The organism is Pseudomonas sp. SF2 (assembly GCF_036858055.1).
Lineage (GTDB): Bacteria > Pseudomonadota > Gammaproteobacteria > Pseudomonadales > Pseudomonadaceae > Aquipseudomonas.
Genome location: NZ_JAMBDI010000004.1, coordinates 250,858 through 277,490, shown reverse-complemented (window position 1 = coordinate 277,490; position 26,633 = coordinate 250,858). Strand labels below are relative to the sequence as shown.

Below are 26,633 nucleotides of genomic sequence, written 5' to 3'. Positions count from 1 at the left end.
GCGGCGCTCGATATGCGCACCAACCCAAATCCCAAGCCCCATACCAAGGAACTAGAAAACTCCGCACTGCGGGCAATTGTTGGCAAGCAGGTCGGGACCAAGAATTCCCGACACACCGGGAAGTTTTCCCGGATACAACAAAAAAACCAAAGGTAGCCGTCATGACCCGATCCCCACGTCGTCCTGTGTTCGCCTTGAGCCTGGTGCTCAGCGCCATGCTGCTTGCCGGCGCGGCCCACGCCGCTGTCAGCAATGAAGAAATTCTCCAGGACCCGAAGAACCCGCAGCAGATCGTGACCAATGGCCTGGGCGTGCAGGGCCAACGCTACAGCCCGCTGAACCTGCTCAATACCGACAACGTCAAGGACCTGCGGCCGGTCTGGGCGTTTTCCTTCGGTGGCGAGAAGCAGCGCGGCCAGCAGGCCCAGCCGCTGGTCAAGGATGGGGTGATGTACCTGACCGGCTCCTACTCGCGGGTGTTCGCCGTGGACGCCCGTACCGGCAAGAAGCTGTGGCAATACGATGCGCGCCTGCCCGATGACATTCGCCCGTGCTGTGACGTGATCAACCGCGGCGTGGCACTGTACGGCGACCTGGTGTTCTTCGGCACCCTTGACGCCAAGCTGGTGGCGCTGAACAAGGACACCGGCAAGGTGGTATGGAGCAAGAAGGTGGCCGACCACAAGGAAGGTTACTCCATCAGTGCTGCGCCGATGATCGTCAACGGCAAGCTGATCACTGGCGTCGCCGGTGGCGAGTTTGGCGTGGTGGGCAAGATCCAGGCCTACAACCCGGAAAACGGCGAACTGCTGTGGATGCGCCCGACCGTGGAAGGGCACATGGGTTACGTGTACAAGGACGGCAAGGCGATCGAGAATGGCATTTCCGGCGGCGAGGCGGGCAAGACCTGGCCCGGCGACCTGTGGAAGACCGGCGGTGCGGCGCCATGGCTTGGCGGTTACTACGACCCGGAAACCAACCTGATCCTGTTTGGCACCGGCAACCCGGCACCGTGGAACTCGCACCTGCGCCCGGGCGACAACCTGTATTCCTCGTCGCGCCTGGCCCTGAACCCGGACGATGGCACCATCAAGTGGCACTTCCAGAGCACGCCGCATGACGGCTGGGACTTCGACGGCGTCAACGAGCTGATTTCGTTCAACTACAAGGACGGCGGCAAAGAGGTCAAGGCCGCCGCCACTGCCGACCGCAACGGCTTCTTCTACGTGCTGGACCGCACCAACGGCAAGTTCATCCGCGGCTTCCCCTTCGTCGACAAGATCACCTGGGCCACCGGCCTGGACAAGGATGGCCGGCCGATCTACAACGAAGCCAGCCGGCCGGGGGCGCCGGGTAGCGAGGCCAAGGGCAGTTCGGTGTTCGTCGCCCCGGCGTTCCTCGGTGCCAAGAACTGGATGCCGATGGCCTACAACAAGGACACCGGGCTGTTCTACGTGCCTTCCAACGAGTGGGGCATGGACATCTGGAACGAAGGCATCGCCTACAAGAAGGGCGCGGCGTTCCTCGGCGCCGGCTTCACCATCAAGCCGCTCAACGAAGACTACATCGGCGTGCTGCGCGCCATCGACCCGGTCAGCGGCAAGGAAGTGTGGCGCCACAAGAACTATGCGCCGCTGTGGGGCGGAGTGCTGACCACCAAGGGCAACCTGGTGTTCACCGGTACGCCGGAAGGCTTCCTGCAGGCGTTCAACGCCAAGACCGGCGACAAGGTCTGGGAGTTCCAGACCGGCTCCGGCGTGCTCGGCTCGCCAGTCACCTGGGAAATGGACGGCGAACAGTACGTTTCGGTGGTTTCCGGCTGGGGCGGTGCGGTGCCGCTGTGGGGCGGCGAAGTGGCCAAGCGGGTCAAGGATTTCAACCAGGGCGGCATGCTCTGGACCTTCAAGCTGCCCAAGCAACTGCAAACGGCAAGCGCCAGTCGCTAAGCCGACAGCCTGCCGCTTGCTGCCAGGGACCCTGCGGCAAGCGGCCCTACTACCAAATGACGAGAGCCCCGCTGCCAACGATGCATTCGCCCGGCAGGCGGGGCTTTTTACCATCGGCTCATCGCCTGTCGCTGGACAGGCATCGACCCACAGAGGCTCAGCATGATCTACGCACAACCCGGAACCCCAGGCGCCATCGTGTCCTTCAAGCCACGCTACGGCAATTTCATCAACGGTGAGTTCGTGCAGCCGCTGGGCGGCCAGTACTTCACCAACAGTTCGCCGGTCAACGGCCAGCCGATTGCCGAGTTCCCGCGCTCTGGCGCCCAGGACATCGAGCAGGCCCTGGACGCCGCCCATGCCGCTGCCGAGGCCTGGGGCAAGACCTCGGTGCAGGACCGTGCCCTGGTGCTGCTGAAGATCGCCGACCGTATCGAACAGAACCTGGAAGTACTGGCCGTTACCGAAAGCTGGGACAACGGCAAGGCCGTGCGCGAAACCCTCAATGCCGACGTGCCGCTGGCGGCGGACCACTTCCGCTACTTCGCCGGCTGCATCCGCGCCCAGGAAGGCGGCGCCGCCGAGATCAACGAAGGCACTGTGGCCTACCACATGCACGAACCGCTGGGCGTGGTCGGGCAGATCATCCCGTGGAACTTCCCGCTGCTGATGGCCGCCTGGAAACTCGCCCCGGCCCTGGCCGCAGGCAACTGCGTGGTGCTCAAGCCGGCGGAACAGACGCCACTGTCGATCACCATTTTCGCCGAGCTGATCGCCGACCTGCTACCGGCAGGCGTGCTGAACATCGTCCAGGGCTTTGGCCGCGAAGCCGGCGAGGCCCTGGCCACCAGCAAGCGCATCGCCAAGATCGCTTTCACCGGCTCCACCCCGGTGGGCTCGCATATCATGAAGTGCGCGGCCGAGAACATCATCCCGTCCACCGTCGAACTGGGCGGCAAGTCGCCGAACATCTTCTTCGAAGACATCATGCAGGCCGAGCCTGAGTTCATCGAAAAGGCTGCCGAAGGGTTGGTGCTGGCATTCTTCAACCAGGGCGAAGTGTGCACCTGCCCGTCGCGGGCGCTGATCCAGGAGTCGATCTACGAGCCGTTCATGGCCGAGGTGATGAAGAAGATCGCCAGGATTACCCGTGGCAACCCGCTGGACACCGCGACCATGGTCGGTGCCCAGGCCTCGGAGCAGCAATACGACAAGATTCTTTCCTACTTGCAGATTGCCCAGGAGGAGGGCGCGCAGCTGCTCACCGGTGGCGGTGCCGAGCGGCTCGACGGCGACCTGGCCAGCGGTTACTACATCCAGCCGACCCTGCTCAAGGGCAACAACAAGATGCGTGTGTTCCAGGAGGAAATCTTCGGCCCGGTGGTTGGCGTGACTACCTTCAAGGACGAAGCCGAAGCGCTGGCGATTGCCAACGACAGCGAGTTTGGCCTGGGTGCCGGGTTGTGGACCCGTGACATCAACCGTGCCTATCGCATGGGCCGTGGGATCAAGGCCGGGCGTGTGTGGACCAACTGCTACCACCTGTACCCGGCGCATGCGGCGTTCGGTGGCTACAAGAAGTCCGGGGTGGGCCGCGAGACGCACAAGATGATGCTCGATCACTACCAGCAGACCAAGAACCTGCTGGTGAGCTACGACATCAACCCGCTGGGCTTCTTCTAAACCGCGTCGCGGCCTTCGCGGGCTCGCCCGCTCCCACAGGTATTGCACTGGTCTTGAAACTTGTGCAGTCCCTGTGGGAGCGGGCGAGCCCGCGAAGAGGCCGGCACTGCCATGCACAAATCCACAGCAGCTCCGTATTACCCCTACCAACGCACCCCGCAAACCTGTCCCAAAGTAGCATTCGGCCCCGTCGCCCCTCGTGCATTAATGCCTCTACCGGAATCGCCCGGCACCAAGAAGAGGAATGCCCCATGTGGACTAAACCCGCCTTTACCGACCTGCGCATCGGCTTCGAAGTGACGATGTACTTCGCCAATCGTTGATGCCTGTCCGGCCATCGTAGCGATGGCCGGGTCTTTATAGCGTAAACCCCCTTGTGAACCTGATCGATCGCAACCAAGCCCTGGCCTTGCGCAAAGGCTTCTGCCTGCGCTGGGAGCCGCACCAGGCGTGCCATGTGCTGCTGTACCCCGAGGGCATCATCGAGCTCAACGCCAGTGCCGGCTGGGTGCTCGAGTTGCTGGACGGCCAGCGCAGCGTGGCAGCGGTCATCGACCGCCTTGCACAGCGCTTCCCCGGTGTGCCGGGGCTCGACGAGGACATCCTGGCGTTTCTGGAGGTGGCCCGTGCCAAGTACTGGATCGAATGAGCGCTGGCCACGCTTTGGTCTGGTTGCTTTCGCTGCGGGATGCTTTACGCTGGCGGTTACCTTCCAGAACAATAAGAACAGGCTTTCCGATGAGCCAGAGTTTCAGCCCGCTTCGCAAGTTCGTTTCGCCTGAGATCATCTTTGGTGCCGGCTGCCGGCATAATGTCGCCAATTACGCCAAGACCTTCGGTGCGCGCAAGGTGCTGGTGGTCAGCGACCCCGGTGTGATTGCCGCTGGTTGGGTGGCGGACGTGGAGGCCAGCCTGCAGGCCCAGGGCATCGACTACTGCCTGTACAGCGCTGTATCGCCCAACCCACGGGTCGAAGAGGTGATGCTCGGCGCCGAGATCTACCGGCAAAACCACTGTGACGTGATTGTCGCGGTCGGCGGCGGCAGCCCGATGGATTGCGGCAAGGCCATCGGTATCGTGGTCGCCCACGGGCGCAGCATCCTCGAATTCGAAGGCGTGGACATGATCCGCGTGCCCAGCCCGCCGCTGATCCTGATTCCGACCACGGCCGGCACCTCGGCGGACGTGTCGCAGTTCGTGATCATTTCCAACCAGCAGGAACGCATGAAGTTCTCCATCGTCAGCAAGGCGGTGGTGCCGGACGTGTCGCTGATCGACCCGCAAACCACCCTGAGCATGGACCCGTTCCTGTCGGCCTGCACCGGCATCGATGCGCTGGTGCATGCCATCGAAGCCTTCGTCTCCACCGGCCACGGCCCGCTGACCGACCCCCATGCGCTGGAAGCCATGCGCCTGATCAACGGCAACCTGGTAGAAATGATCGCCAACCCCACCGATATCGCCCTGCGCGAGAAAATCATGCTGGGCAGCATGCAGGCGGGGCTGGCCTTTTCCAATGCGATCCTGGGGGCGGTCCACGCCATGTCGCACAGCCTGGGCGGGTTCCTCGACCTGCCGCATGGCTTGTGCAACGCGGTGCTGGTGGAGCACGTGGTGGCGTTCAACTACAGCTCGGCACCGGAGCGTTTCAAGGTGATTGCCGAAGTGCTGGGCATCGACTGCCGCGGCCTCAACCACCGGCAGATCTGCGGGCGCCTGGTGGAGCACCTGATCGCGCTGAAGCATGCCATTGGTTTCCATGAAACCCTGGGCCTGCACGGGGTGCGCACGGCCGATATCCCGTTCCTGTCGCAACATGCCATGGATGACCCGTGCATCCTCACCAACCCGCGTGCGTCGAGCCAGCGTGATGTCGAGGTCGTCTATGGCGAGGCCCTCTGACGAGCAGCAGCGGGCGCTGGCCGGGCTGCTGGGGCTGGGCGACCACTCGGCGCGCAAGAGCCATTACCCGGAGTTGGCGGCGCGCCTGGACGAGCTGGAGGCCGAACGCAACCGCTACAAATGGCTGTTCGAAAATGCCGTGCACGGGATTTTCCAGGCCAGCCTGCAAGACGGCATGCGCGCCGCCAACCCGGCGTTGGCACGCATGCTCGGTTACGACAACCCGCAAGCGTTGCTGTTTCCACTGACTGACCTTGCCGCCGACCTGTTTGCCGGCGGGCCTGAAGAGCTGCACGCCATCACCGCGACCCTAGCCCGTGAACGCAGCCTGCATGGCTATGAAACCCGCTTGCGGCGCAAGGACGGCAGCCACCTTGATGTGCTGATGAACCTGTTGCTCAAGCCCGGTCAGGAAGGGCTGGTGGAAGGGTTTGTCGCCGACATCACCGAACGCAAGCAGGCCCAGCAGCGGCTGCAGCAACTGAATGACGAACTCGAGCAACGGGTGGCCGCCCGCACCGATGAGTTGCTGGAGGCCAACCGCAACCTGCAACAGCAGATCGCCGAGCGCAAACAGATCGCCCGCGCCCTGCGTGATGCCCGCGACGCCGCGGAAACCGCCAACCGCAGCAAGGACAAGTACCTCGCTGCCGCCAGCCATGACCTGCTGCAACCGCTGAATGCCGCGCGGCTGCTGATCTCGACCTTGCGCGAAAGGCCACTGCCAGAGGCGGAAAAAGTGCTGGTGGAGCGTACCCATCAGGCCCTGGAGGGCGCCGAAGACCTGCTGACCGACCTGCTGGACATTTCCCGGCTCGACCAGGCGGCAGTCAAGCCGGACGTGGCGCTGTACCGCCTCGACGAATTGTTCGGGCCACTGGTCTCGGAGTTCCGCTCGGTGGCCGATGCGGCCGGCCTGAAGCTGCGCGCGCGCATTGCCGACTATGCCATCAGCACCGATCTGCGGCTGATGACACGTATCCTGCGCAACTTTCTCAGCAACGCCTGCCGTTATACCGATGAGGGCAAAATTCTGCTGGGGGCCAGGCGCCGCGGCAGCCATTTGCGCCTGGAGGTGTGGGATACCGGGCGAGGCATTGCGGCAGATCGGCTGCAGGCCATTTTCCTCGAGTTCAATCAACTGGACGTTGGCCGCGCCGCCGATCGCAAGGGCGTGGGCCTGGGGCTGGCCATCGTGGAACGGATCGCCAAGATTCTCGGCTATCGGGTCGAGGTGCGCTCGTGGCCGGGGCGTGGCTCGATGTTCAGCATCGACGTGCCGATCGGCGAAGCGATGCCGCTGCCTGTTCACCAGGCTTCGCCGCAGCCGGGCGCCGGCAACCCGCTGCCAGGCCGCCGCCTGCTGGTACTGGACAATGAGGTGAGCATCCTCGAGAGCATGGGCGCACTGCTCGGGCAGTGGGGCTGCGAAGTGGTTACCGCGACCGACCAGGCCGGGGCCTTGCTGGCCTTGCAGGGGCAGGCACCGGAATTGATCCTGGCGGATTTTCACCTGGACCACGGCGTGGTCGGCTGCGAGGTGGTCAAGCACTTGCGCGAACATTTCGGCGTCGCCATTCCCGCGGTGATCATCACCGCCGACCGCAGCGATCAGTGCCGACGCGCCTTGAACAAGCTCGGTGCGCCGTTGCTGAACAAACCGGTCAAACCGGGGAAGTTGCGTGCGGTGTTGAGCCAGTTGCTGGGCCAGGCCTGAGGCCCGTCGCCGGCAAGCCAGGCTCCCATGGAACTGCACATGACTCATTGAATTAGCAGGGACTCTGTGGGAGCGGCTTTAGCCGCGAACACCGGCNNGCCGCTCCCACAGGGTACGCGTACCGCTTGTGAATTCAGTTTTCTGCCGCTGTTGCCTGTGCTTCCAGCAGGGCTGTACCGAGCGTGTGGTGATAGTGCTCAGGGCCAAGCAGCCGCAAGATACCGGTCCTTTCCAGCTTGCCGAGCACCTTGCTGTTGGCTTCGCACAGTTTCACCACGATCTGGCGTTTGTGCAGTTGCTGGATCACTTCCTCCAGGGTTTGCAGACCCGTGATATCCATGAACGGCACCCGCTTCAGGCAGATCACCAGCAGCTCAGGGTCGGTATGCGTTTGTGACAGCGCGCGCTCGAAGGTTTCAGCTGCGCCAAAGAACAGCGGGCCTTCGATGGTGTACACCATCACGCCGGGGGGAAGCGATGTCTGGCCGTTGCTGTGCAGTTCACTGGCCAGTTCCTCTTCGACCACCTGTTGGACTTCGACGGACGATGCCATGCGGCGCATGAACTGAAGCATGGCGAGGATGACGCCGATATTCACGGCAATCACCAGGTCGCTGAACACCGTCAAGGTGAAGGTGACGAGCAGGATGGCGATGTCGGCTCTCGGTGCGCGTTGCAGCATGCGCTTGAAATGCTTCAACTCGCTCATGTTGTAGGCGACGACGAACAGAATCGCCGCCAGTGCGCAGAGTGGAATGTTCGACGCCAGCGGCGCGAGGAACAGAATGATCAGTACCAGCGTCACGGCATGGACGATGCCGGCCAGTGGCCCGGTAGCTCCATTGCGGATGTTGGTCGCTGTCCGGGCAATGGCCCCGGTGGCGGCAAAACCCCCGAATAGCGGCACGACCAGGTTGGCGACCCCTTGGCCGATCAGTTCCTGATTCGAGTCGTGCCTGGTCCCTGCCATGCCGTCGGCCACGACAGCAGAAAGCAACGATTCGATGGCCCCGAGCATGGCGATCGCGAAGGCCGGCCCGATCAGTTCGATCACGCGCGCGAGGGAAACCTCGGGCCAGGTGAGCGATGGCAAACCCTGTGGAATCGCCCCGAAGGCGGTGCCGATGGTAGCCACACCGTCAAAGTGGAACAGAGATTGAATGAGCGTCGCGAACACCATGGCTACTAGTGGCGCGGGCAGGCGTTTCAGCACGGGCAACCTTGGCGCAAGGACCAGCAGGGCAAGGCTGCAGGTTGCGAGCAGCGTCGTGGCAATGTGGAGGTCCGGCAGGGCTTGCAACAGATGCCATAGTTTTTCGTGGAAGTGCCCGCCTTCGATTTCGGGCAGACCGAAGAAATCCCGCCATTGCCCCACCCAGATGATAATGCCGATACCGGCGGTGAAACCCACGATCACCGGGTCGGGAATGAACTTGATGACTGCGCCCAGGCGGGTAATGCCAAGCACCAGCAGTATGGCGCCAGCCATCATCGTGGCCAGTTGCAAGCCTTCGACTCCGTACTTCGCCGTCACCCCTGCGAGGATCACGATGAATGCTCCGGTAGGCCCGGCGATTTGCAATCGACTGCCGCCCAGCAGGGAAACCAGCAACCCGCCTATGATTGCCGTGTAGATACCTTGCTCCGGCTTGACCCCGGACGCGATGGCGAAGGCCATGGCGAGGGGAAGCGCAACAACCCCAACGATAAGGCCGGATACAAGGTTGCGCATCCAGTGTTCACGTTTGAACAAGCCGGCTTTCCAGGCTTCGCGTACCGCGATCATCGCAGGCTCCTTGGTGGGTGCATGCACATAGTATTTAGCATGTCATGCGCAGGAGGAGCACCCAATGGTAAACCTGGGCCGCTGTTCGTGAGATGGGACACAGCGTCCCGGAATCCAGCCTGTCGTCAGTAAACCTGCTTTCGCCTCCAGTCAATGTACTAACCCGGCCTGGCGAACCATGCGCCCCTGCGCGGTTCCCTGGTCGTGTCCCGAGGTGCCGGATGGCTCCACTGATTTCGTATTTCAAGCTGGCCTTGAACCCTGGCCGTGGGGTGCTGTTCTTCGCACTGCGCACCATCGTTGCAGGCTTGCTGTGCCTCTACCTGGCGTTCATCTTCGACCTTGAGCAGCCGAAGTGGGCGCTGATGACCGTGATCATCATCAGCCTGTCGTTGGCCGGCATGGCCCTAAAACGCAGTTTTGCCCAGGTACTGGGCACCGCCGCGGGGGCAGCCATGGCGGTGGTTCTCATGGCCTTGTGGCAACCGCCTGCTGGCCAACGTCAACCCGAGTTACACCTGGGTCAAGCTTGCCCAGCGCATCCCGGTACGGCTGCGCCTTGAGCGCAGTGCCGACGCGCCCCCTTTGCGCGCGGGGACCACAGCCGCCGTCACCATTCTCGAGTAACAGGGGGGCAGCGTTCATCAGGCAGAACGCTGCGGTGCATTTCATCGCCTATCGTCAGTTCAGGCGTGCATCTATCATTCAGGCTTTGCAGCCTGCGTTGCCAGGTGGCCACAGGCAATCGTCAATCAGGAGTTTCAATGGCAGAGCGAGCTATTCGCGCCTCTTTTGCAGGCGTGGCGTACGAGGTGAACGTGACAGACGGCCTGCACCAGTGGGCCAGCGATGTTGACGCGGCGGCAGGGGGCGGGGATGTCGGTCCGTCACCCCATGGGCTGTTGCTGTCTTCGCTCGGCGCATGCACCTCCATCACGGTTGCCATGTACGCACATCGCAAGGAAATGCCGTTGCAAGCCATTGATGTGGATATCCGCATCGAGCAGGAACAACTGGGGCGCGAACCCCGGATCCAGATTGCCCGTGACATTCGTTTGAGCGGCCCGCTGAGCGAAGAGCAACGCACGCGCTTGCTGGAAGTTGCCAATGCCTGCCCCATTCACAAGGTGTTGAGCGGCGAAATCATCATCGCCAGCAAGCTGGTTGGATGAAACAAGGTGCTGCATTGGGCAATCCACCGTGAGGCCTTCGCCTGATACGTCCACACGACGGTTGGTGGCTTCAAGATGCACCTGCACCTCAGGGTTTTCGGCCATGAAACGACTGTCCAGCCCACCTACGCGGTAGTGCAGCAGGGGGAGTGGGGCATGTCCTGCGGATCGTGCCCTGGGTTCTGCACGGGTACTACCTGTGGGAGCGGCTTTAGCCGCGAATACCGGCGAAGCCGGTGCCAGACACTGCGGTGCCGTGGTGTTTAACTGCACCTCACACGTTTCCTGCGAAGGCACACCGTAGGAAACGTAATATGCCAGCCCCACGAAGATCGCCCCACCCACCGCATTCCCCAGGAACACGGCCACCAGGTTCTCCGCCAACTGCCCCAGCTCAAGTACCCGGCAAACCTTTGGCCCAGCTTCGAAGAGGGCGGCAAGCTACATGAGGCAATTTGACGCGGTCAAATCGATGGAATGGATGAGTTGACAGACCGCGTCGATGAGGCCCGCAGTTCAGCGCGCGTAGATCAGCTTCCCGGCAAACCAGGTCTGCAGCACATGGGTATCGCGCAGCGTTTCGGCATCGACGTCGAACACGTCCCGATCAACCACGATCATGTCGGCCTGCTTGCCGACCTTGAGTGAACCGGTCTGCTGCTCCAGACGCATGGCCCGGGCGGCGTTGAGGGTATAGGCCTGGAACATCACCTGACGGTCGATGGTTTCAGCCGCGTTGAGCACACCGTTGGGCCCCTTGCGGCTGATGGCCTGGTAGATCGCTTTCCAAGGGTCCGGGGTAGTGATCGGCCAGTCGCTGGCGCCAGCAAGGGTGGCGCCATGCTTGAGCAGCGACCGTGCCGGGAACGTGTGCATGAACGCCATGGCATCCACATACGGCTTGACCAGTTCCATGTTCGATTGGTCGGCGCTGGCCCAGTACAGCTGCATCGCGGCAATCACGTCGAGCTGTTTGAAGCGGGTGTATTCCCTGGGGTTGACCATCTGCAAGTGGGTGATGGAGTGGGGGATGCCGCTGTGGCGATCACGCCGGGCCTGCTCGATGCCGTTGAGTGCCTCGCGCACGGCGCGGTCGCCGATGGCATGCACGTGCACCAGCCAGCCACGGGCATCGGCGGCGCTGACCAATTCGCCAAAGTGCTGCGGGTCCAGCAGCAGTTCGCCGTGCTTTCCGGAATTGCTGTAGGGTTCGAGCATTGCCGCCGTTTGCGCTGGCGCTTCGGCAACACCGTCGGCAAACACCTTGATGCCCGGCAGGGTGAGGTTGTGCACGCCGAGAAACTGCCGGCGGACCTTGTCCAGCTCGTCCAGGTCAGCGGGGCTTGCCCTGGAGTCAGCCATCAACAGGGCGGCGACGTGGGCGGTCAGTTCGCCGCGTGCGGAGAGATCCTTGTACACCGGCAGCACGCCCAGCGAATGGTTGTTCACATCGGCCCCCGGCAACTCGTTGGCCAGTGGGTCCATCCAGCCGGTGATGCCCAGCTGTTTGTAGTAATCCAGGGCCATGCGCCCTGCGTTCAGCAGGGTGGCGTGGGGCAGCGCGGGGAGCAGGTCGGTCACCGGGTAGTAGCTGGCATCGGCGAGGAAACCGTTTGGTGTGCCGTCCGGGTGTTGGCCAATGGTGTTGCGTGCCTCGGCAGGCAGGGCAGCGATGGTGTCGGCATCGATTGCGGCGCGCTTGAGCATGGCCTGGTTGGCCCAGCCGGTGTGCATGTCGTTGGCGGCGAACAGGATCGGTTGCTCGGCCCATTCGCCGTGGTTGAAGCGCTGTTCCAGCGCTGGAATGTCATTCCAGTAGGTGCCCGGTACACCACCGACGACAAGGAACTCGCCGCGCACGGCCTTGCCGTCGCTGCGCCACTGGCGCAGGCGCCGTTCCAGTTCGTCCAGGGCAACCTGCTCGCCGGCGAGGTCGGCCAGCACCCGTTGCAGGCCACCCTTGATAGCATGCGAGTGGGCGTCGAGCATGCCCGGCATCAGCACCTTGCCACCCAGGTCGATGACCCGGGTGCCTTTGGCCTTCAGGCGTAGCACGGCCTGGTCGGAACCTACCGCGACGATTTTCTCGCCTTCGACGGCCACGGCCTGCTGCAAGGGCTGGCCGGGCTCGGCGGTGTAGACCTTGGCGTTGTGCAGGATCAGGTCCACTGCCGCGAAACCCGGCACGCAGGTGCAGGCCAGGCCGGCGCTGATTGCCATCTTCAGGAGCTGTTTCATGCTGTGCCTCGTTCTTGTCGTGATGGCGCCGCAGCCTAGCCAGGGGGCTAGGGCGGATAAAGGCGAGGGCAGGCACAACTTTTTTCGTGATGAGGAAAAAATCCCGAGCCCGTATTTGCCAAGGTGCAAGCAGCGGACCTTGCCGTGCCTATTCAAATCGCCGGCATTTGCGGGTTTGATAGGAGGGGCAGATACTCGCCACCCTCGCATCACTCCCACCGTTTGTGCCGAACAGGAAGAAACCATGGACAAGATGATGGCCCTGACCATCTTCGTCGCTGCCGCCGAACACGCCAGCTTCAGCCGTGCGGCCGAGCAACTGGGCAAGACGCCGTCGGCCATCACCAAGGCCGTCGCGCACCTGGAGAGCGAACTGGGCGTGCGGCTGTTCGAGCGCACTACCCGGCGCATGGCGCTGACCGAGGCGGGTACCTTGTACCTGGAAGGCGCGCGTCAGGCGTTGATGCACCTGCAACGGGTGACCGAGGAAGTGGAGCAGTTGCAGCACGCGCTGCGCGGCACCCTGCGCATTACCGCACCGCCGTCGTTCGGCCCGGCATTTCTCAACCAGGTGTGTTGCCGCTTCATGCGCGAGCACCCGCAGGTGCGCCTGGAGGTCAACCTCAACGATGCCAACGAAGACCTGATCGATGGTGGCTACGACCTGTCGCTGCGCGACGGCCCCACCGACCAGCCGGAGCTGATCGCCCAGCCGCTGATCGAGAACCGCGTGATCCTTTGCGCCAGCCCTGCCTACCTGGCCCGACATGGCGAGGCGATCACCCTGGAGAACTATGCCCAGCACGACTGGCTGCTGCTGCGCCACCCGCTGCTCAACCGCAGCTTCTGGTGGATCGAACACGGCGGCCAGACGCTGCGTGTGCGCCAGCCCACCCCCCGCCTGGTGAGCGACAACTTCGACTTCCTGCTGGCCTGCCTGCTCGATGGGCAGGGCTTGCAGTTCGTACCCACCTGGTGCGCCGCGCCCTACCTGGCCAACGGGCAACTGGTGGAGGTGATGCCTGATTACTGGCGGGCCCTGAGCGCGTTTGGCCCTTGGGTACACGTGCTGTACCTGCCGCACCGGCGCAATACCCGCAAGGTGCAGGCGTTCATTGCCTTGCTGCATGAACATTTGCACGGGCAGGGGGCGCAGGCGCTGGCGTGGGGCTGAATTTTTCCAGCGGGGCACAAAAGTTGTGCGGGTTGTGGCGATGATCGATCAGGGGGCGCCTCGTTAGGCTAGCGGTGCTTGCCTGACCACCCCGGCCTGTACCAGGAGTTCCCCGCCTTGAAGATCCACACCCATGTCAGCGACATCCACCACCCGTTCGAGCGCGGCCACCAGATTGGCGCGCGCTTCGCCGAACAGATCCGTACCACCACTGCACTGTACCTGGGCTTTTTTCCACGGGTTGGCGTGCCCTTGAGCGAGGCGCAACGCATCGGCGAAAACAGCCTGGCTGCCCTGGAAACCTGGAGCCCGGGCCTGGCCGCTGAAGTGGTCGGCATGGCCCGCGGTGCCGACCTGCCGCTGTGGCAACTGGCGAGCCTGAACGCGCGCACCGAAGTGCTGGCGGCCCGCACCCGCCACAGTGAATGCTCCACCACCGTGCATGCACCCCGTGGCGCGCGTGTGCCGCAGACCCTGCAGACCTGGGACTGGCATGACAGCCTGTGCCCCCATGGTCTGATGCTGGCGCTGCACACCGAACGCGGCATGCTCGTCAAACTGTTCTGCGAATTCGGCATGCTCGCCAAGCTGGGTGTGAACAGTGCGGGCCTCGGTCTGCACTTCAATATTCTCCACCATGCCAGTGACAACGACCATGGTGGTGTGCCGGTGCACGCCATCGCCCGGCGTCTGCTGGAGGAGGCCAGCAGTGTCGAGGAGGCCATCGAGCTTGCCCGGTCGGCGCGGGTCAGTGCCTCTACCGTGCTGACAGTGTTCTCGCGGCAGGACAGCAGCCCGCGCGCAGCCAGCATCGAACTGAGCCCCGCGCGCACTGCCCTGGTGCTGCCACGAGAAGACGGCTGGCTGCTGCACACCAACCACTTCCTCGACCCACAACTGAGCCTGGGCGAGCAGGTCGCCGACCGTGCCGATAGCCAATGCCGCCTGGGCCACCTTGAGCAGGTGGTCGGCCAGATGGCCAGCGCTGACCTGCGTGCCCGAGCCGAGGCCATGTGCGGCGCCGAGGGCGACCGTGCGCCGATCTGCTTCCACCCGGACATGGCCATGCCCGATACCGAGCGCTGGGAAACCTTGCTCAGCGTCGGCATCGACACCGAACGCTGTGCCCTGCAGTACGTAGCCGGTACGCCTGTGCACCTGGCCAAGGCCGGCTTCGACACTTTCTGAGCCAACCCGGTGCCGCCAGCCAAGGCGGCACCGCCGAACGAGAACAACAACAATGCATGCGCACCATTCCCACCCTGCGTCATCCCGCTCCGCCTTGCGAACCTTCTGTGTCTCCGGCCTGGGGACGGCGCTGGAGTTCTACGACTTCATCATCTACGGCACTGCCGCTGCACTGGTGTTTCCCCAGGTGTTCTTCCCGCACATGGACCACCTGACCGCCACGCTGGTGGCCTTCAGCGCCTTCGGTGCGGGCTTTCTTGCCCGACCGTTGGGAGGGCTGGTGTTTGGCCACTTCGGTGACCGCATCGGCCGACAGAAGGTCCTGGTCGCGACCTTGCTGCTGATGGGCATGAGTACCTTCCTCATCGGCTGCCTGCCCGGCCATGCCAGCGTCGGCGTGGTCGCGCCGATCCTGCTGGTGCTGCTGCGCCTGGTCCAGGGTTTTGCGGCAGGCGGGGAGTGGGGGGGCGCCGCGCTGTTCGGCATCGAGTCTGCGCCACCGGGGCGGCGCGGGTTGTGGGGCAGCTTCACCAGCATGGGGATCGGCGTGGGGGGCATCCTCGGTGCTGGAGTGTTCGCCATCGTCAGCGCGGCCTTCGACGACAACCTGGTCGATTTCGCCTGGCGCATCCCGTTCTGGCTGGGTGGCACCTTGGTACTGATCGGCCTGTACGCGCGCCTGAGGGCGCCGGCAGCGGCCACTGCGTCACTGACCAAGCCCGTGCGTGCGCCGTTGACCGAGGCCCTGCGCCAACGTCCGCGGCAGCTGTTGTTGTGCACCGGGATCGCCTTCGGTTACTGCACCATCGCCTATATCGGCAGCACCTTCTTCCTGACGTACGCTACGCAGGTGGGTTTCGGCAGTACCGAGGCGCTGATGTTCGACCTGACGCTGTCGGTCGCCATCGTGCTGTCGGCACCGTTGTTCGGCTACCTGTCGGACCGCCTGGGGCGGCGCACGGTGATGAGCTTCGGCGCAGCGGCCATGGCCCTGGGGCTGTTCGTGTTCTTTTCCCTGGTGGGCATGAAGAGCTTCGCCATCGCCTTGTGCGCCTACAGCCTGACCGGCCTGCTGATGGGCGCGACCCAAGGGCCCATCCCGGCCTTCCTCGGCGAGCAGTTCCCGCGCAGCATGCGCTATTCGGGCATCTCGGCCAGCTATCAGGTCGGCGCCGCGCTGGGTGGCGGCACCGCCTCGAGCGTTGCCACGGCAATCCTGATCCTCACCGACCATGACCCGCTGGGCGTGGCGCTGTATGGCGCGGGGGCACTGGCACTGGTCGCGGTGTGCTCGCTGATGTTGCGCGAGACATCGCGCTTGAGCCTGGCGCAGATCGATGAGGAGGCGCCGGGGCATCAGGCGTCAGCGGCTTTGGGCACTCATTGACGGTACCTGTGCTGCCTGGCAGCACCCGGGCCGAGTTGCGGGCGCTGTCAGGCTGAAGGCGACAGATGGGTCGTTGGCTGCGCCTGGCGATCGGAATGGGGCTGTTTTTGGCCCGACTGATGGCACTTCAGACACGGCCCGCCGCAAAAGGAGAACTGCAAAATAGCGGAGTAGAGCATTCAAAGTCGCTTGTGAAGTTTGGATCCAGTTGCCGTGAAAACTTTCCATTCGGTCAAACTATAACAACTTAGCAAACTAACTAACTTGACTAAGTGTACCGCCTGTCGGTCGTTTTGCCTGAGAAATGAACGATTTGGGCGAGGCTGACTCCTATTTGCCAGCAGGTGCTTTCAACAAGATCGCACCTGGTGCCTTTCCCCCAGAACTTATGGACGTTCAACCTCATCGGCATCGCAGGGATGCTCATGGGGCTTTTTTTTTCGAACCAGTGGAGCAATGCCATGCCCAACCGAGGCTCTTCGGGTGAGCCACCGTGTGTATTAAAAACGATCTGCTATTTCAACTAACGATTTGAATTTGGTCTTGCCGCTGCGATTAAAACGTTCGCGCGCCTATTGCAAGGTCATCTAGCGCTAACGCATTACGTGGAGAAAACGTCGTGGAGATTAATACAATTATTAGCCTGTTCGGGCAGAAAGAATCCATGGAGCTGGTGCGGTTGTCGGTGATTTACGTTCATTTACTGGCCTGTTGCATTGCCATCGGCCTGGTATTCGCCAGTGACGCCGAGATGGTCAGGAACTTGTTGAAAGGCCATAAAGGGGCCGGGCATGACAGTCAGCATATGACGCGCTTGCAGAAGTCCGTGGCCAATGCCCTGATATTCCTGTGGCTCACGGGCGCCGCAGTGATTGGAATTGACTACCTTGATAAAGGTATGAACTATTTTGCCAATCCCAAACTTCAAGCGAAAATCATTATCGTCATGTTGTTGACCTTTAACGGCATGTTGTTGCATCGCTATGTTTTGCCTGCCCTGCTCAAAGCGGGAAACTTGCTCGACCTGAATTTCGGCGTGCGGATGTTCGCGCTGTTCTCCGGCGCACTGTCGGGTGTGTCCTGGCTGTATGCGGCGATGCTGGGCGTCGGTCGCCCACTGGCCTGGAAATACTCGCTGACCGAGTTGCTGCTGGCCTATCCGGTGATGATCCTGCTCGGCTTTGCCATGATGGCTGCCCTGACCCAGTGGGCACGCAACCGCAGCCAGGCCGAACCGGTTCAAGCGCCTGTGTGGCGACTGGCTGGCATTCCTACCTGATTGCCTGAGTAACGCTTCAAATACGCCGTGAACCGGGAAACCTGGTTCGCGGCAAGCTCGTTTCATGCGCCGAGGCTGGGCGGGCAACTTCAGGATCTCGACATGGCCATACAAGACAGGCCAATGGCGTTGAATTTGAACGTCGCTGCGTGGTGGAGGCTCTTAATGCAAAGGACACCTTGAGGGCCCCATCATGAGCATTGACCGCAGCATCCCCGAGCTCGAGGCCTGGTACGCCCAGTACGACGACATCAGTTACCGCCGTGAGTCGCCGGATGCCTACCACCATGAACTGCTGCGCACCGCCGAGGCCCTGCGCGACGATGGGGCCATCGATTGGGACGACTGGCTCGCACTCAAGGCATTGGCCGATAACGCCCATGTACGTGCTCTGGAAGATGCCGTACAGGCCCACGTCAGCGACCCCGACGCATGAAAGCGCTGAAGATTGCCACGTTCAACATCAACGGCATTCGTAGCCGACTGCCGGCACTGCTGGCCTGGCTGGAGCGGGAGACGCTTGCCTCCTTGCGCAGGATTGGGTGACTGGGGGCGGCATTGCCGGCGAAGCAGACAACGCCGCTCGATGGTTGAGCCTCAGCCGTCAGACTGTTCCTCCGGCGGCACCTGGCCTTCGGGCCAGTCGGGTGCTTCCTGCTCCTGTTCTGGTTCAGGTACAGGTTCGCCCGGGTTGTGCGGTATGTCGTCCACGTAAGGGTCAGGGTTGTCGGGTTCGATCATGGTTTGGTCCCTCGCCGTTGGGCTCTCGGGTTTGTGAGCGGGCGTCAGCCCGACTCCACAGCAGCATTTTTCTTCCAGCCCCGCAGGTTCATGGCGCACAGGCAACCCTGCAGGAGGATCAGCGCCCAGGCTTGCGCCTGCCACCCCCAGATGGCCCACAGCACATTGCTGGCGATGAAGCAGCAGAAACCCAGCTTGCGCCGGCCAGGGCGCCGCGAACCGATGCACCAGGCGGCAAGCACCGTCAGGGCCATGGCCGGCCAGTCAAGCAAGTCGATCCAGTCCTCCATCACGCGGCACGCTGTTCGCCCTTGAGCAGCTTTTTCTGCGCCTCCATGGCCTGTCCGAGCTTGTCCAGTTCCTGTTTGCCCAGTAGTTTGCGGGCGGTCGGGAACAGCTCGCTTTCTTCTTCCTCGATATGGTGTTCCAGCAGTTCCTTCATGACCTTGACCCGCCCGGCGAACTCGACGGTGCCGGTCTCGGTCTGCAGCAGGTCCGGCAGCACCAGCGAGTCGACGGTGCGGTGCTCCTCCTTGGCTTCGTAATACATTTTCGCTTCTTCCTTGCCGCCGGCCTGCTTGATGGCCGGGTACAAGATTTCTTCTTCCAGCGCGGTATGGATGGTCACTTCCTGCTTGATGCGTTCGAGCAGCTCGGCGCGCTTCTTCACCGCGCGCTCGGTGGTGGAGGAGAGTTCCTCCAGCAGCTTTTTCACCAGCTCATGATCCTGGATCAGCAGTTCGATAGCGTTCATGAAACACCTCTTCAGGGTTGGAAAAATCACGATTGCCTTCGATGGAGTAAGGCGCGTGCGACAAGGTTCAAAGCGGATGATCAACGTACCGGGCCGCAGCTGCCTTGTACCCGGCAGGTAGGGTCACTCCTGCGGGATGATCGAGATCTTGCCGTTGCGCTCGACGATGGCGAACTTGATCTGCCCGACGCTTTCGATACCCTGGCTGTCCCGGGCTGATTCGAGAATGTCGTCTTCGGTCAGCCGTGCCCGCCGCATTCGGTGGTGGAGAAAGCGCCCCTGATCCACGACCAGTGTCGCGTGGCCATCGACCAGCCGGGCCAGGCGCCTGGAGTTGAGCTTGGCCAGTGACAGGCCGACATCCAGAACGATCAGCGTGGCGATCACCAGCATGGCGTTGGTGAATGAGAAGTCCTCGCCCAGCAAGGCCTGCTGGGTCGCCTCTCCAATGATCAGCAGCAGGACGAAGTCGAAGGTGGTCAGGTCGGCCAGCGAGCGCCTGCCAGCCACGCGAAACAGCAGCATCAGCGCGATATACATGCCTGCCGCACGGAGAATGGAGTCCATGTCGCGCTCCTAGGGGTAGAGAAAGGTCGAGAAATGCACTGTGCTGCTCGGGCCAGCCCTGACAACACCTTCGAGCGTGCCGACGTATTCGCTGCGCAGGGTCAGATAAAGAGTGGTGATCCCTTCTTTGCTGGTACCAAGCTGGAGCAGGAGCGACCGGCCTTGGGAGCGCGATGCTTGCGGTTGTGGCTGCAGCGTTTCGATGCTGGCTTCGCGCAGCAGGGTGCCCCCGAGCAACAACATCACAGGCTCCCCTGCGGTGCCGCGAACCGTGATACGCAGTTTGTCGGTGGTGCCGCTGCGGCTGAGACGCTGATAGTCCACCTGTACCCGGCCGTCTTCACTCGAGACCTGTGCGTCACTGAGCGGGCCGTTACCGAACAACCCGGCCAGGGCCAGCAGCACGATCAGCACCAGGGCATACCATCCGACCCGTTCGAAACGCCACACCCGCTGCTGCATCCGCATGTCTTCCTTGACGGGATGGCGCCTTGAAACCAGCTCCTCTTCGTCCATGCTCGCAGCCCCCTCAGGCGCGCTCACCGCGCAGCCAGCGTTGGTGGTAATGGGCCAGGTGCGACAACCCGTAGAGTGCACCCTGGCGCATGACCTCCGCGCGCTCGCCAAAAAAGCGCTGGCTGCGAGTGAACACGGCCAGCGGCTCGCCGGCAAATGCCCAGGCGAAGCACACGGTGCCTGGGGCGATGGCATCCTGCGGCTCCGGCCCGGCGACACCCGTGCTGGCGATGGCGACGGTGGCGTCGCTGTCTTTCAAGGCGCCAAGCGCCATCTCCCAGGCTACGGCCTCGCTGGTCAGACCGTAGCGTTCGATAGTCTGGGGATTGACGCCGAGCAGGCGTTTCTTGGCACTTGGCGAGTACACCACGTAGCCGCTTTCCAGCACCTCGCCGGTACCGGGTACTGCCGCCAGCAGCGCAACCATGGCGCCGGCCGTGCAGGATTCTGCGGTGGTCAGCAGCAGCTTGTGGGCCTTGAGGTAATCGAGGGCCTCGCGTACAGGGTCGGTCGCCATGGCCGGTCACTCGTGCGTTGTTTTCTGGTGGACGTGTTTCTTGCGGGGTTGGTTCATTGCTTGTGAGCCATTCATCGATGTCAGGTAAAGCTCCCTGAACTTTGTTGCGACTGCTGGCTTCCTCTTGGTAGGAGGACGCGCGAGCCGCGTACTGCTGCCGGATCAAACAGAGGAGAGGGGATCATGACCGAGCCTCTGGCGTATTTCTGGATCGCCGTTGCGGCGATCATTCTGTTGGTCGATCTGTGGGCCATCGTCAGTGTTTTTCGCAGCGACAAGTCCGAGGTGACGAAGGCGATGTGGGCGCTGTTGCTGTTGGCGCTGCCTGTTGTCGGCCTGGCCATCTGGGGTGTGCTCGGGCCGCGTGGAATCAAACGCGGCACGGGGCCATCTTCGCCTGAACACAGCAAGGGATAGGAGGGGAGATGAAGAAAGAAGCGATGACAACTCGCAGCGCAAACGTTAAGTCGGCCTGGGCAGTTGCGCGGTCGTTGCAGTACCTTCGCTTGTTTCGCGGGCACGCAAAGGACTGATCAGAAGCCAGCTTCGCCGCCAGCTGCTGGGACCGCAATTAGCCTACGACCGTTGAAAATTCCTAAAGTTTCAATTTAAAAACAGCAACTTAGAAAATTTTCTCAAGCCGTGTTACTCGTCGGATTTTCATTGTAAGCCCCCTTCCAGAGCCTCAGGATCGCCTCGGTATCCCTTTGAGGCTTTCACAAATGAAGTACTCCTCGATTCTCTTGTTGTCACTTGGCCTGCTTAGCGGTGTTGCGTCGGCAGGCGGTAATACCGAAGCAGGTATAGGTGGCGCATTGGGTGGAGTATTGGGCTCGGTAGTCGGCCAGTCGATCGGCGGCAGCACCGGCTCGGCAATCGGCGCAGGCCTGGGTGGCGCGGCCGGTAGTGCGGTGGGCGCCAACAAACACAGCCGTGGCGAGGCGGCCATTGGCGGCGCCTTGGGTGCAGCTGGCGGTAATGTGGTAGGTCGCAAGATGGGCGGCACTACGGGCAGCATGATCGGCGCAGCGGCCGGTGGCGGTGTGGGTGGTGCCTTGGGCAACCACATGGGCCGGGACTACGATGATGAAAGTGGGCATCGCTACCGTGATTATGACGACGATGATGACGATCGGGGCTGGCGTCGCCACCGTCACGACCGTGGCCATCACTATGGCTGGCGCAAACACCGCCACGACGACTGACCCTGGCGTTACAGGCCCATCGAAAGGGCTGGCCGCAGGAGCTGCGGCCAGCCAGACCAATACCAGCAGCGCCAAGGCGGTGGCTTGAAACCAGCGAACGGCGTACCAGGTTCGGGTAATGTGATTCAAGCGCAGCGCGCCAGTCCTCGGCAAAGCGGGGGCTAGCGCGGAGCAACCACGGTGGTGTGCCGTGGCAAGGCGATTGAAATCAGGGCAGCCAGCACAACGAAGGCCGTGGAGATCCACAGGCAGGCTTGCAGCCCGTAAGCCTGGAATACCCAACCGGAAAGCAGCGTACCGACCAGCCGCCCTAGCGCGTTGGACATGTAATAGAAGCCCACATCCAGCGATACCCCGTCTTCCTTGGCATAACTGACTATCAGGTAGCTGTGCAGCGACGAGTTCACGGCGAACAGCACGCCGAACAGCATCAGCCCGCCAAGCACCACCACCTGAGCCGACCAGCCTGCCGACAGGCCCAGGGCGATGAGCGCAGGCAGCCCGGCAAGGGCGATCGCCCAGATGAAAGCCGCCCGACCGTCGGGCACATGGCCGCGCTTCTTGCCAGTGATGTGGGGGGCAAACGACTGAACGATGCCGTAGCCGATTACCCATGCAGCCATGAAGCCGCCGACCAGCCAGAAGTCCCAGCCAAAAGCCGTGCTCAGGTACACCGGCAATGCCACGACGAACCAGACGTCACGGGCGCCAAAGAGAAACAGCCGTGCGGCCGAGAGGATGTTGATGGCCCGGCTCTTGGACAGCACGTCGCGGAACTTTGGTTTGGCCTTGGCTTTGCCCAGGTCCTTCTTCAGCAGGATCAGGCTGCCGACCCAGATCAATGCCAGTACCGCAGCCATGGCCAGCACCGCCAAGGTAAAACCGAGCAGGGCGAGCAGGGCGCCGCCAAGGAAGAAACCCACGCCTTTGAGCGCGTTTTTCGAGCCCGTCAGGATGGCCACCCACTTGTAGAGGGTGCCTTGCTGGCTGTCCGGCACCAGAAGCTTGATGGAGCTCTTGGCACTCATCTTGTTCAGGTCCTTGGCGATGCCGGACAACGCCTGGGCGGCCATCACCCAGGGTACTGTCAGCCAGGCTGACGGTACCGTAAGCATCAGCAACGCCAGCACCTGCATGCCCAGGCCGATGTTCATGGTGCGGTTGAGCCCCAGGCGGGCGCCAAGGTAGCCGCCCACCAGGTTGGTGATCACGCCGAACACTTCATAGAACAGGAACAGCGCCGCGATCTGCAGCGGCGTGTAGCCCAACGAATGGAAGTGCAGTACCACCAGCATGCGCAACGCGCCGTCGGTGAGTGTGAAGGCCCAGTAGTTGCCGGTAACCAGCAGGTACTGACGCACTTGAGCAGGCAGGGCTGACAACGCCATCATGTTTGCCGTCTACTCCGCCAGGCCGACCATTCGGGCCAGCTCCGCTGCACGGTTGGCGTAGCCCCACTCGTTGTCGTACCAGGCGTAGATCTTCACCTGGGTGCCATTGACTACCAGGGTCGATAGCGCATCGATGATCGAGGACCGCGGGTCTGTGCGGTAGTCGATGGACACCAGTGGTCGCGCTTCGTAGCCCAGAATGCCTTTCAACGGGCCTTCGGCAGCCGCCTTCAGCAACGCGTTGACCTCTTCAGCCGTGGTCTCACGCGCCACTTCGAACACGCAGTCGGTCAGCGAGGCGTTGGCCAGCGGTACACGCACGGCGTGACCATTCAGCTTGCCGCGCAGCTCAGGGAATATCTCGGCGATTGCGGTAGCCGAGCCCGTTGTGGTCGGGATCAGGCTCATGCCTGAGGCACGGGCGCGACGCAGGTCCTTGTGCGGCGTATCGAGGATGCTCTGGGTATTGGTCAGGTCGTGGATGGTGGTGATCGAGCCGTGGCGGATACCCAGGTTCTCGTGAATCACCTTGACCAGCGGGGCCAGGCAGTTGGTGGTGCAGGACGCGGCGGTGACGATACGGTGTAGCGCCGGATCGAACAGGTGCTGGTTGACCCCCATCACCACGTTCAGCGCGCCTTTCTCCTTCACCGGAGCGCAGACCACCACGCGTTTGACGCCCTGATCCAGGTAGGCCTGGAGCACGGCTACCGACTTCATCTTGCCGCTGGCCTCGATGACCAGGTCGCAGCCCGACCAATCGGTGTCGGTGATCGCCTTGTTCGCAGTGACCTTGATGCGCTTGCCGTCGATCACCAGCGCGTCGCCTTGTGCCCCGGCTTCACGATGCCAGCGCCCGTGGACCGAGTCGAAGTTGATCAGGTGGGCGTGGGTCTCGGCGTCGCCGGCCGGGTCATTGATCTGGACGAATTCGAATTCCGGCCAATCCCAGGACGCCCGCAGCGCCAGGCGACCGATACGGCCAAATCCGTTGATGCCTACTTTGATTGCCATGTTCCTGTTCTCGAGTTGGGACTTCAGATGGATCGTTGATTGACACGCCTGGACAGTTCTTCGGCCGACTCCTTGCGCTCGGAGTAGCGGTCGACGAGGTAGTCGGCGCGGTCGCGCAACAGCAGGGTGAACTTCACCAGTTCTTCCATGACATCGACGACACGGTCGTAGTACGGGGACGGTTTCATGCGGCCCGCTTCGTCGAACTCCAGGTAGGCCTTGGGCACTGACGACTGGTTAGGGATGGTGAACATGCGCATCCAGCGGCCCAGCACGCGCAGCTGGTTGACCACGTTGAACGACTGCGAACCGCCGCACACCTGCATGACCGCGAGGGTCTTGCCCTGGGTCGGGCGCACAGCGCCCATGCTCAGGGGGATCCAGTCGATCTGCGACTTGAACACACCGGTCATCGCGCCGTGGCGTTCCGGCGAGCACCAGACCATGCCTTCCGACCACAGCACCAGGTCGCGCAGCTCCTTGACCATGGGGTGGTCTTCGGGGGCGTCATCCGCCAATGGCAGGCCGGACGGGTTGAAGATTCGCGTCTCGGCACCGAAGTGCTCCAGCAGGCGGGCCGCTTCCTCCGTCAGCAGGCGGCTGAAGGAGCGTTCGCGGGTCGATCCGTACAGCAGCAGGATGCGCGGCTTGTGGGTGGACTGCTGGGCGATCGCCAGTTTCTCGGCGGATGGCAGGTCGATCAGTTCGCTGTCGATGTTGGGGATAACATGTTCGGTCATGGTTCTACTCCTGGGACAAGGCACCGGACGCCTGATCGAACCAGCGGCGCTTGAGCCACCAGGCCACGCCAACCAGCGAGATCAGTACCGGCACTTCCACCAAAGGCCCGATGACGGTGGCAAAGGCGACCGGCGAGGCAAGGCCGAAGGTGGCGATGGCCACGGCAATGGCCAGTTCGAAATTGTTGCTTGCCGCGGTAAAGGCCAGCGCAGTGGTGCGGGGGTAGTCGGCTGCCAGCAGCTTGCCCATCCAGAAGCTGATGAAGAACATCACCACGAAATAGATGGTCAGTGGGATGGCGATGCGCAGCACATCCAGCGGCAGTTGCAGGACCATGTCGCCTTTCAGGCTGAACATGGCCACGATGGTCAGCAGCAACGCCACGAGCGTCAGCGGGCTGATCTTCGGAATGAACTGCTCCTGGTACCAGGTTGCGCCCTTACTGCTGATCAGGATCTTCCGGGTCAGGAAGCCGGCCAGGAACGGGATACCCAGGTAGATCAGCACCGATTGGGCGATATCGAGGAAGCTGGTCTCGATGACGCTGCCCTCCAGGCCGAACAGCGGGGGCAGCAGCCCCAGGAAAATCCAGGCGTACACACTGAAGAACACAATCTGGAAAATGCTGTTGAAGGCAACCAGGCCGGCCACGTACTGGTTGTTGCCGCCGGCGATCTGGTTCCACACCAGCACCATGGCGATGCAACGTGCCAGGCCGATGAGGATAAGGCCGGTCATGTATTCGGGCCTGTCGGAAAGAAAAACGACCGCCAGCCCGAACATCAGCACCGGGCCGATCACCCAGTTCTGAATCAGCGACAGGGCGAGGATGCGTTTGTCCTTGAAGACCTGCGGCAACTCCTCGTATTTCACCTTTGCCAATGGCGGGTACATCATCACGATCAGGCCGATCGCGATGGGGATGTTCGTCGAGCCCAGCGACAAGCTGTTCAGCCAAACCGGCAACCCTTGGAACAGGCTGCCCAGCCCGATGCCAAGGCCCATGGCCAAAAAGATCCAGACCGTCAGGTAGCGGTCGAGGAAGGAAAGTCGGCTTTTGCTCATGGTGTATCTCCCTGAACGTCAGAGCGTTCCGATACGTGCCAGCTCGCTTTGAGCTGGGTGGCATCCAGTTGTTCGAAAGGCAATGTGAAAAATGCCGTGTTTTTCTCGGCAGTGGTCAGCAGCAGGTAGCGACGCGCTGAGGGCGGTCACCCATGCTGTCCAGTCGTTTGGCGCTGGTGTTCAACCAGTCGCGATTGGCCTCCAGCGTTGTTACCAGGACATCGCGTACCCAGGTGGGCAGTTCTGGATGCAGGCGGTAGTAGACCCACTGGCCTTGGCGGCGGTCTTCAAGCAGGCCGCAGGTACGCAGTTGTGCCAGGTGGCGGGAGACCTTGGGTTGGCTTTCTTCCAGGGCGCAAATCAGTTCACAGACGCATAGCTCTTGCTCGCGAGCGATCAGCAGCATCATCCGAATGCGGTTCTCATCGGCGAGGCATTTGAAGACCTGGGTCGGGGTCAGCGAGTCAGTCATGGCAGTTCTCGGTGTTTGCTCTTCATGCTTGATATATATGGTTTATCAAATATACGAATTTTCGCATGTATTGCAAGGCCTGCCAGATTGATTCCTGCAGACGAAAAGAAGGCCTTGCAGGAGATCGGCCAGCTTGTGGGCTGCGCTGACGCTTGGCGAACTGAATTCGCAAGCAGTC

Annotated in this window: 28 protein-coding genes and 4 pseudogenes; 17 read left to right on the top strand and 15 right to left on the bottom strand. The window is 62.4% G+C overall.

The window, feature by feature from the left end; all coding sequences use genetic code 11:
• Window positions 1–161 precede the first annotated feature (161 nt).
• The 6 genes from pedH to M2S36_RS02575 all read left to right on the top strand — a co-directional run bounded on the left by pedH (window position 162) and on the right by M2S36_RS02575 (window position 7,248).
• A complete protein-coding gene (gene pedH / locus M2S36_RS02600) occupies window positions 162–1,946 on the top strand; it encodes a PQQ-dependent alcohol dehydrogenase PedH (RefSeq protein WP_063913551.1) in 1,785 nt (594 codons plus the stop codon).
• 162 nt (window positions 1,947–2,108) lie between these two features.
• Complete coding sequence (gene exaC / locus M2S36_RS02595; RefSeq protein ID WP_333956656.1) at window positions 2,109–3,629, top strand: acetaldehyde dehydrogenase ExaC; 1,521 nt, start codon at window positions 2,109–2,111, stop codon at window positions 3,627–3,629.
• Window positions 3,630–3,880: 251 nt separating this feature from the next.
• The gene (gene pqqA / locus M2S36_RS02590; RefSeq protein ID WP_003253598.1) at window positions 3,881–3,952 is read left to right on the top strand and encodes a pyrroloquinoline quinone precursor peptide PqqA; all 72 of its coding nucleotides are present in this window, start codon (window positions 3,881–3,883) and stop codon (window positions 3,950–3,952) included.
• Window positions 3,953–4,005: 53 nt separating this feature from the next.
• Window positions 4,006–4,278, top strand: a complete 273-nt coding sequence (gene pqqD, locus M2S36_RS02585) for a pyrroloquinoline quinone biosynthesis peptide chaperone PqqD (protein WP_207830305.1) — start codon at window positions 4,006–4,008, stop codon at window positions 4,276–4,278.
• Window positions 4,279–4,367: 89 nt separating this feature from the next.
• On the top strand, window positions 4,368–5,531 hold the full coding sequence (gene ercA / locus M2S36_RS02580; protein WP_063913548.1) for an alcohol dehydrogenase-like regulatory protein ErcA: 1,164 nt from the start codon (window positions 4,368–4,370) through the stop codon (window positions 5,529–5,531).
• Window positions 5,515–7,248, top strand: coding sequence for a PAS domain-containing hybrid sensor histidine kinase/response regulator (locus tag M2S36_RS02575; RefSeq protein ID WP_241106576.1), 1,734 nt, complete (start codon window positions 5,515–5,517; stop codon window positions 7,246–7,248). The genes ercA and M2S36_RS02575 overlap by 17 nt, the downstream gene beginning before the upstream one ends.
• A gap of 133 nt (window positions 7,249–7,381) precedes the next feature.
• On the opposite strand, the gene M2S36_RS02570 is transcribed toward M2S36_RS02575, so the two are convergent.
• Window positions 7,382–9,034, bottom strand: coding sequence for a SulP family inorganic anion transporter (locus M2S36_RS02570; protein WP_233694243.1), 1,653 nt, complete (start codon window positions 9,032–9,034; stop codon window positions 7,382–7,384).
• Between the two features lie 221 nt (window positions 9,035–9,255).
• On the opposite strand from M2S36_RS02570, the pseudogene M2S36_RS02565 reads away from it, so the two are divergent.
• From M2S36_RS02565 to M2S36_RS02555, 3 genes and pseudogenes are all read left to right on the top strand, one after another.
• Window positions 9,256–9,516, top strand: a pseudogene (locus M2S36_RS02565) (FUSC family protein); the annotation flags it as partial.
• Window positions 9,515–9,661 (top strand): annotated as a pseudogene (locus tag M2S36_RS02560) (HlyD family secretion protein); the annotation flags it as partial. The pseudogenes M2S36_RS02565 and M2S36_RS02560, both read left to right, overlap by 2 nt.
• Window positions 9,662–9,798: 137 nt before the next feature.
• Window positions 9,799–10,206, top strand: coding sequence for an OsmC family protein (locus M2S36_RS02555; RefSeq protein WP_207830298.1), 408 nt, complete (start codon window positions 9,799–9,801; stop codon window positions 10,204–10,206).
• A gap of 300 nt (window positions 10,207–10,506) precedes the next feature.
• Here M2S36_RS02555 and M2S36_RS25040 read toward each other — a convergent pair.
• Both M2S36_RS25040 and M2S36_RS02550 read right to left on the bottom strand, forming a co-directional pair.
• Window positions 10,507–10,616: pseudogene (locus M2S36_RS25040) on the bottom strand (formate/nitrite transporter family protein); the annotation flags it as partial.
• Window positions 10,617–10,722: 106 nt separating this feature from the next.
• On the bottom strand, window positions 10,723–12,444 hold the full coding sequence (locus M2S36_RS02550) for an amidohydrolase (protein ID WP_333956655.1): 1,722 nt from the start codon (window positions 12,442–12,444) through the stop codon (window positions 10,723–10,725).
• 244 nt (window positions 12,445–12,688) lie between these two features.
• Between M2S36_RS02550 and M2S36_RS02545 the strand changes: the two genes are divergently transcribed.
• From M2S36_RS02545 to M2S36_RS02520, 6 genes and pseudogenes are all read left to right on the top strand, one after another.
• Window positions 12,689–13,618, top strand: coding sequence for a LysR family transcriptional regulator (locus M2S36_RS02545; protein ID WP_207830294.1), 930 nt, complete (start codon window positions 12,689–12,691; stop codon window positions 13,616–13,618).
• Between the two features lie 117 nt (window positions 13,619–13,735).
• Entirely contained in the window at window positions 13,736–14,806 is a 1,071-nt protein-coding gene (locus tag M2S36_RS02540; protein ID WP_233687517.1) for a C45 family autoproteolytic acyltransferase/hydolase, read from the top strand.
• A 52-nt stretch (window positions 14,807–14,858) separates the two neighbouring features.
• The gene (locus M2S36_RS02535) at window positions 14,859–16,193 is read left to right on the top strand and encodes an MFS transporter (RefSeq protein WP_207830289.1); all 1,335 of its coding nucleotides are present in this window, start codon (window positions 14,859–14,861) and stop codon (window positions 16,191–16,193) included.
• A gap of 664 nt (window positions 16,194–16,857) precedes the next feature.
• A complete protein-coding gene (locus M2S36_RS02530; protein ID WP_207830638.1) occupies window positions 16,858–17,472 on the top strand; it encodes a hypothetical protein in 615 nt (204 codons plus the stop codon).
• 193 nt (window positions 17,473–17,665) lie between these two features.
• Window positions 17,666–17,908, top strand: coding sequence for a hypothetical protein (locus tag M2S36_RS02525; RefSeq protein ID WP_333956653.1), 243 nt, complete (start codon window positions 17,666–17,668; stop codon window positions 17,906–17,908).
• Window positions 17,905–17,988, top strand: a pseudogene (locus M2S36_RS02520) (exodeoxyribonuclease III); the annotation flags it as partial. The gene M2S36_RS02525 and the pseudogene M2S36_RS02520, both read left to right, overlap by 4 nt.
• 81 nt (window positions 17,989–18,069) lie before the next feature.
• Here the strand turns inward: M2S36_RS02520 and M2S36_RS02515 are convergent.
• The 6 genes from M2S36_RS02515 to M2S36_RS02490 form a co-directional block, all read right to left on the bottom strand.
• Window positions 18,070–18,213 carry a hypothetical protein gene (locus M2S36_RS02515; RefSeq protein WP_207830284.1) on the bottom strand — a complete coding sequence of 48 codons (144 nt, stop codon included), beginning with the start codon at window positions 18,211–18,213 and terminating at the stop codon, window positions 18,070–18,072.
• Between the two features lie 44 nt (window positions 18,214–18,257).
• Entirely contained in the window at window positions 18,258–18,503 is a 246-nt protein-coding gene (locus M2S36_RS02510; RefSeq protein WP_207830282.1) for a hypothetical protein, read from the bottom strand.
• Complete coding sequence (locus tag M2S36_RS02505) at window positions 18,503–18,967, bottom strand: hemerythrin domain-containing protein (protein ID WP_063913538.1); 465 nt, start codon at window positions 18,965–18,967, stop codon at window positions 18,503–18,505. Before M2S36_RS02505 ends, M2S36_RS02510 begins: the two co-directional genes overlap by 1 nt.
• A 123-nt stretch (window positions 18,968–19,090) precedes the next feature.
• Window positions 19,091–19,534 carry a DUF421 domain-containing protein gene (locus M2S36_RS02500; RefSeq protein WP_087500755.1) on the bottom strand — a complete coding sequence of 148 codons (444 nt, stop codon included), beginning with the start codon at window positions 19,532–19,534 and terminating at the stop codon, window positions 19,091–19,093.
• Window positions 19,535–19,543: 9 nt separating this feature from the next.
• Window positions 19,544–20,050, bottom strand: coding sequence for a hypothetical protein (locus M2S36_RS02495; RefSeq protein WP_333956651.1), 507 nt, complete (start codon window positions 20,048–20,050; stop codon window positions 19,544–19,546).
• A 13-nt stretch (window positions 20,051–20,063) separates the two neighbouring features.
• Complete coding sequence (locus M2S36_RS02490) at window positions 20,064–20,567, bottom strand: CinA family protein (protein WP_207830278.1); 504 nt, start codon at window positions 20,565–20,567, stop codon at window positions 20,064–20,066.
• 183 nt (window positions 20,568–20,750) lie between these two features.
• Here M2S36_RS02490 and M2S36_RS02485 point away from each other — a divergent pair, with 183 nt between their 5' ends.
• Together M2S36_RS02485 and M2S36_RS02480 are read left to right on the top strand one after the other, a co-directional pair.
• A complete protein-coding gene (locus M2S36_RS02485; protein ID WP_207830276.1) occupies window positions 20,751–20,984 on the top strand; it encodes a PLDc N-terminal domain-containing protein in 234 nt (77 codons plus the stop codon).
• A gap of 305 nt (window positions 20,985–21,289) precedes the next feature.
• Window positions 21,290–21,772, top strand: a complete 483-nt coding sequence (locus M2S36_RS02480; RefSeq protein WP_207830274.1) for a glycine zipper domain-containing protein — start codon at window positions 21,290–21,292, stop codon at window positions 21,770–21,772.
• Window positions 21,773–21,933: 161 nt separating this feature from the next.
• On the opposite strand, the gene arsJ is transcribed toward M2S36_RS02480, so the two are convergent.
• The 6 genes from arsJ to M2S36_RS02450 all read right to left on the bottom strand — a co-directional run.
• The gene (gene arsJ / locus M2S36_RS02475) at window positions 21,934–23,163 is read right to left on the bottom strand and encodes an organoarsenical effux MFS transporter ArsJ (protein ID WP_233687491.1); all 1,230 of its coding nucleotides are present in this window, start codon (window positions 23,161–23,163) and stop codon (window positions 21,934–21,936) included.
• A gap of 9 nt (window positions 23,164–23,172) precedes the next feature.
• Window positions 23,173–24,177, bottom strand: coding sequence for an ArsJ-associated glyceraldehyde-3-phosphate dehydrogenase (locus tag M2S36_RS02470; RefSeq protein ID WP_333956650.1), 1,005 nt, complete (start codon window positions 24,175–24,177; stop codon window positions 23,173–23,175).
• A 23-nt stretch (window positions 24,178–24,200) separates the two neighbouring features.
• A complete protein-coding gene (arsH, locus tag M2S36_RS02465; protein WP_284381625.1) occupies window positions 24,201–24,917 on the bottom strand; it encodes an arsenical resistance protein ArsH in 717 nt (238 codons plus the stop codon).
• Between the two features lie 4 nt (window positions 24,918–24,921).
• Window positions 24,922–25,983 carry an ACR3 family arsenite efflux transporter gene (arsB, locus tag M2S36_RS02460; RefSeq protein WP_233687489.1) on the bottom strand — a complete coding sequence of 354 codons (1,062 nt, stop codon included), beginning with the start codon at window positions 25,981–25,983 and terminating at the stop codon, window positions 24,922–24,924.
• A 115-nt stretch (window positions 25,984–26,098) separates the two neighbouring features.
• The gene (locus M2S36_RS02455) at window positions 26,099–26,455 is read right to left on the bottom strand and encodes a metalloregulator ArsR/SmtB family transcription factor (protein WP_063913529.1); all 357 of its coding nucleotides are present in this window, start codon (window positions 26,453–26,455) and stop codon (window positions 26,099–26,101) included.
• A partial coding sequence (locus tag M2S36_RS02450; RefSeq protein WP_333956649.1) for a hypothetical protein occupies window positions 26,452–26,633 on the bottom strand: 182 nt, incomplete at its 5' end. The genes M2S36_RS02455 and M2S36_RS02450, both read right to left, overlap by 4 nt.